Origin of the sequence: Sphaerisporangium rufum (assembly GCF_016863395.1) — a bacterium.
Lineage (GTDB): Bacteria > Actinomycetota > Actinomycetes > Streptosporangiales > Streptosporangiaceae > Sphaerisporangium > Sphaerisporangium rufum.
The window spans coordinates 1-5,738 of sequence record NZ_BOOU01000105.1 but is presented as its reverse complement, the minus strand read 5'-3'; the positions used below and the strand labels follow the sequence as shown (position 1 = coordinate 5,738).

3 protein-coding genes are annotated in these 5,738 nt (G+C 77.9%); all 3 read right to left on the bottom strand.

Features of this window, described 5'->3' with window-relative positions; all coding sequences use genetic code 11:
* Positions 1-217 precede the first annotated feature (217 nt).
* Positions 218-1,924 carry a sensor histidine kinase gene (locus Sru01_RS33160; RefSeq protein WP_203994236.1) on the bottom strand — a complete coding sequence of 569 codons (1,707 nt, stop codon included), beginning with the start codon at positions 1,922-1,924 and terminating at the stop codon, positions 218-220.
* Positions 1,925-2,149: 225 nt separating this feature from the next.
* The gene (locus Sru01_RS33155) at positions 2,150-2,821 is read right to left on the bottom strand and encodes a CBS domain-containing protein (RefSeq protein ID WP_239137990.1); all 672 of its coding nucleotides are present in this window, start codon (positions 2,819-2,821) and stop codon (positions 2,150-2,152) included.
* A gap of 170 nt (positions 2,822-2,991) precedes the next feature.
* A complete protein-coding gene (locus tag Sru01_RS33150) occupies positions 2,992-4,488 on the bottom strand; it encodes an outer membrane protein assembly factor BamB family protein (RefSeq protein ID WP_203994233.1) in 1,497 nt (498 codons plus the stop codon).
* Between the last annotated feature and the right edge of the window lie 1,250 nt (positions 4,489-5,738).

The window sequence follows — 5,738 nt, the reverse complement described above, 5'->3', positions numbered from 1 at the left end:
TGCTGGCGAAGCTGGACATGCAGCGCCGCACGCAGGCCGCGGCGCTGGCCGCGCAGCTCAAGGCCGGCCACCGCGACCCCTGACCGGCCACCGCGACCTCTGACCGCGCTCCCCTACCGGGCCCCTGACCGCGCCGCCGCGCCGCCCGAATGCGACCAGGACCGGCGGACTCGGCCGGCAGACGTCCATCCGGACGCCGCGCATGCCATCGGGCGGGTCAGCCGGGCGGCAGCGGGACGCTCCAGGTCAGCCGGGTGCCGCCGGTATCCGGCGCGCAGGCGGAGAACCGCCCGCCGAGCCGCACGGCCCGCTCCTCCAGGTTGCGCAGGCCGCTGCGGCGGCCTTCGGGAGGCAGGCCGACGCCGTCGTCCTCCACGACCAGCGTGAGCCAGGAGCCGGCGACCTCGACCGCCACCCGGGCCCCGGTGGCGTGGGCGTGCCGCACGATGTTGGACAGCGCCTCGCGCAGCACGGCGAGGAGCTGCTCGGCCAGGCCGGGCGGCACCCCGTTGTCCAGCGGGCCGTCCATCCGCAGGCCAGGCAGGAAGCCCAGGTGCCCGCGCGCCGCCTCGACCAGCTCGACGATCTGCCCGCGCAGCGCCGGGTCGGCGGCGTCCCGCGGCGCCCGCAGCGCGAAGATCGTGGAGCGGATCTGCCGGATGGTGCCGTCCAGCTCGTCGATGGCGTGCCGCAGCCGCGCCGCGGTCTCCGGGCGCTCGACCAGCCGCACGGTGCTCATCAGCGTCATCGCCACCGCGAACAGCCGCTGGATGACCACGTCGTGCAGGTCCTTGGCGATCCGGTCGCGGTCCTCCAGCAGGCCGAGCCGCTCGGCGTCCTGCCGTGCCTCGGCCAGCTCCAGGGCGATGGACGCCTGGCCGGCGAACGAGTGCAGCATCCGGACGTGCGACTGGCTGAACGGGAACCGGCCGGACCGCTTGCCGAGGGTCAGCACGCCGCGCACCGCGCCGGCCGCGCCGAGCGGGACCGCGACGGCCGGACCGATCGGGTGGCCGGCGGCGACGATGCCGGGCGGCTCGGTGCCGGCCAGGTCGCTCACCACGACGGGCTGCCCCGCGGCGAAGGCACGGCAGGCCAGCGACCCGGCGATCGCCTCCTCCACCGCCGGGGTCTCGGCGGCGGTGACGCCCTCCACGATCGACAGGCGCGGCCGGGCGCCGTCCGCGCCGGGGAGCAGCACGGCGGCGATGTCGGCCTCGGCCATCTCGCGGGCCCGGCGGGCCATCAGCGTCAGCACCTGGTGGGAGGAGGCGCCCGACAGCAGGCTGGTGGTCACCTCCGAGGAGGCCTGCAGCCACATCTCCCGGCGGCGGGTCTCCTCGTACAGCCGGGCGTTCTCGATCGCCACGCCGGCCGCGGTGGCCAGGGCGATGACGATGGACTCGTCCTCCTCCTCGAACGGGCCGCCGCCACGCTTCTCGGTCAGGTAGAGGTTGCCGAACACCTCGCCGCGCACCCGGATGGGCACCCCGAGGAAGGACCCCATCGGCGGGTGGCCGGGCGGGAAGCCGTAGGACTCGGGGTGGTCGGCGATGTGCCGCAGGCGCAGCGGGCGCGGATCCTTGATCAGCAGGCCGAGGAGCCCGAGACCGTGCGGCCAGTGCTCGATCCTGGCGATCTCCTCCTCCGACAGCCCGACCGGGACGAACTGGACGAGCGTGTTGCCCTCGCCGATCCGGCCGAGCGCGCCGTAGCTGGCGTCCACCAGGGTGACCGCGGTCTCGACGATTCGCCGCAGCACGGTCTCCAGGTCGAGCTCGCTGCCCACGGTGACCACCGCGTCCAGCAGCGCGTGCACCCGGTCACGGGTGGCCAGCACCGTCTCCAGCCGGAGCTGCAGCTCCGACAGGAGTTCGTCGAGCCGCATCTGTGGCATGAGCGAGCGCGGTAGGACCTCCGCCATACTGGGAGTCTCCCACAGTGAGCGCCCGCTAAATCTGGGTGAATCCGCAGGTCAGCGACATTTGCGGATGGATCGGCCAGCCTTTGACCGGTTCCGTGACCGCTCTCTACCTCCTCTCGCCCTCACGCCCTCGTGACCGCCCCCGGTCCTGGGCCGGGCCCGGCCCAAGGACGCTCTTCCCGCGGCCCGGCAACGGCGCGGGCGGCCAGGGGCCCGCCGGCGGGCTCACCGGCGCAGCGGCGGGACGCCGGCCAGGTCGTCGACCTCGAAGCCGACCTGCGCGTCCACCTCGATGACCCCGTCGATGGCCTGCACGTTCTCGGCCAGCAGGGTGATCTGCGAGCGCCGCGGCACGGTACCGCGCAGCGAGACCAGCCCGTGGTCCACCGTGATCGACAGTGCCTCGGGGTCCACCCCGGCCCGCCAGACGGCGACGTCCACCTCGGCGCGGACGTCGGCCACCGGCCGCGCGAAGATCCGCAGCAGATCCGACTGGTGCACGGTTCCCACGATCTTGCCGGTCGACTCGTCCACCACCGGCAGCTGCCTGATCCGGTGCTCGTGCATGAGGCGGGCGGCCTCGCGGACCGGCGTCCGCGGCGTCACGGTGATCGCCGGTGCCGTCATCACCTGCGCCGCGGTGCGCCCCCCGGCCTTGGCGTGCTCGCGGCGCTGCCGGCGCCCCTCGAACACCGCGGCCGGGTGCGGCGGCGCCTCGATCTCCTTGAGCAGCAGGTCGTCGGCCGACGCCACGCCGACCGGCCGCCGCTCGGCGTCGATCACCGCGACCGCACCGACCTTGAACCGGCGCATCGTCTCGACGAGGTCGGCGAACGAGGTGTCCTGCCGCACGGCGATGGCCACCTTGCCCATCACGTCGCCCACATTCATGATCATCATCGCCTCCCGCACCCGCTCGCCTCGATCATCCCGCCCGGCCGGTCCCGTGCGTCAGCGGCGAAGGTCCCCGCCCCGCGCGGACGTTGGTCACCGCGAGACCGGCCGGCGGCGCGCGCCGCCGGCCGGCCCCGATCACCCGCCCCGGTGATCCGGCCGGGCCGATCCGGCTAGCGGAGGAGGACCGCGCCGACCCGGTCGTCCAGATCGGTGACCAGGAACAGGGTGCGGCCGCTGTAGCGGAAGAGACCGTCGGCCGGGGTGTAGACGAGCTCCCGCGGGTAGGCCGGGCCCATCGGCCCGCCGCTCCCGTCGGCCGAGCGGAGCCGGTACGCCTGCGGCGGCCGCTCGTACGTCCCGGTCCGCATGACGATCACCGTGTCGCCGTCGGCGGCGGCCGGGACGGCGGTGGAGGCCGGATCCAGCCGCCGGCTCCACCGCCGGCCGCCGTCCGCCAGGCCGAACGCCACCAGGTCGTTGGTGTCGCGCAACTCGCTGACCTGGGAAGGCGTCGTCGCGGTCACCAGCGCGCCGCCGGCCAGCACCACCCGGTACCTGGCCCGGCCGCCCGGCCGGCCGATCGGGCGCATGTCCAGCGTGCCGTACGGGCCCGACTGCGGGATGGACGCGGTGACCTCCCCGGGCCGGCCGAGGACCAGGTAGCGGCCGGCGCCGCCCGCCTTGGGCAGCGCCGCGACCACCGGGTCCGCCGCCACCAGCGACCCGGACTCGCCGGTCGCCCCCGAGGGAGCGACGACCCGCCAGCGCCGGGCGCCGGTGGCCGGATCCAGGGCCAGCACCACCGCCGGCCGGGACCGCCCGCAGGAGGCGAGCAGCACGGCGCCGGCCGGGCCGGCGAGCACGTCGCGGAAGGCGCAGCCGGCGGGCAGGCCGCCGGCCTCCCAGCGCACCGAGCCGTCAGTCGTCCCGAACCCGGTCACCGCCCGGCCGCGGGCCACCACCAGCGTGTCGCCCGCGACCGCCAGCGACGTGCCGTACCGGCCGGCGGCGCCCCGCCCCACCGCGGTACCGGCCAGGCTCACCCGGTGCCGGACGCTCCCGGTGGCCGGCTCGACCAGCAGCACGCCCGCGCAGCGGCCCGCCGCACCGGGCTTACGCGGGCGCGGGCCGTACGCCAGGGCCAGCACGTCCGCGGCGACCTCCTGGGCGGCGGCGCAGAACGCCCCGCCGCCCGGCGGGCGCAGCCGGCCGCGGCCGGCACCGGTGGCGGCGTCCCAGGACACCAGCGCGGCGTGGTCCGCCCGGAGCAGGGCGCCGGGGACCGCCCAGGAGCCCAGCACCGCGCCGGACGCGGCTCGCCGCGGTGCCGCGGCGACCTCCCAGCCGACCTGCCCGGTCAGTTCCGTCGCCCCTCCCGGTGCGGCGGACCCCGCACCCGGCGTGCCGCTGCCGGAGGGCCGCCCCCCCGGCCCTCCGGCAGACCCGCCGAACGGCCACAGCGCACTGAGCAGGACCGCGGCCAGCACGACGAGCACCAGCGCCGTGCCGCCGCCGACGTACAGCAGCGCCCGCCGCCCGGCGCGCCCCGCCGCGCCGGATCCCGCCCCGGGCCGGCCGGGACCGGATGTCGCACTCCCGCCGGCGCCCGGCGCGGCTTCCACGTTCGCCGCGCCCGCGGCGGCGGCCCCGCCGGGGGCGCCCGCCATACCGGCCGCTCCCCCGCCCGCCGGACCCGCCGGCGGCCCAGGGGCGGCACCGGCCGGGGGCCCGGGGGTGGCACCGGCCGGTGCGGCGGGCGGCCATCCGGCCGGGGCCGGCCGCGGCCCCTCCGCCGCCGGCCGCGTTCCCGGTACCGGTGGCGCTCCCGGTGCCGGCTGCGACACCGGCGCCGCCCCCGCGAGCGGCGGTCCCGGTGGCACACCGGAGAGTCCGGTTCCGGACGGAGCCGCTTCAGTCGGACCCGCGCCCGCCGGCCCCGCCCCGGGCGGACGCGCGCCGGGTGGACCTGCGCCGGGCGGGGACCCGGCCGCCGGCGCCGCGCCGGGATCATGCGACCGGGACCGGCCGGGCACCGGCGGCGCCCACAACCCGCCGACCGGTGCGGACGGCCCTGAATCGTCGCCGGACGGCTCTGCCGGAGGCGGCCCGCCCAAAGGTGGCGCTACCGGAGATGATTTCGCCGCAGGCGGAGCGCCCAGGGACGGACCTGCCGGAAGGGGCCCGGCCGGAGATGCCCCTGCGGGAAGCGGCCCTGCCGGAGGCGGCCCCGTCAAACGTGGCCCTGCCGGAGGCGGCCCGGTCAAACGTGGCCCTGCCGGAGGCGGCCCGGTCAAACGTGGCCCTGCCGGCGGCCCGTCCGGCGGCCCGTCCGGCGGCGCGGCAGGCGGTCCGGCGGACGGGACGACGCCGGGCGCGGCGGGCGGCCCGGTCCAGACCGGGACGGACGGCCCGGCCACCGGCGCGCCCAGCGGCGCGGTGGGCGACGGCCCTGGTGACGCGCCAGGCGGCACGGTGGGCGAGGGCCCCGGCGGCGGGGAAGGGGTGGCGGGAGGCGGCGGATGGCCGGGCGTGCCGGATCCCGCGAGGTCCTGCTCGGGGGCGGGACCCGGGAGAGAGTCGGGTGCGGCGTCGGGGAGCGGCTCCGGTCCGGGGCCGGGAAGTGGCTCTGGTCCGGCGCCGGGGAGCGGCGGTGGGACGTAGCCGGGGTAGCCGAACGGGATTCCGCCCGCCGGGGGGCCGCTCCCGGTTCCCCGCTCCGCCGATCCGGTCGCCGACTCCGCCGGTCTGGTCCCCCGCTCCGGCGCCCGCGGCGCCTCCCCCTCGCTCACACCGCGAATGATATTGACCTTGTCATACGGATGTGACCGATTCCTCCCGTCGACCGCCCGGCCAGCACGTCCGGCGACCTCCGCGGCCGGAGCGCGGCCGCGGCGCCCGGCCGGTGCGGGCCGGCGAG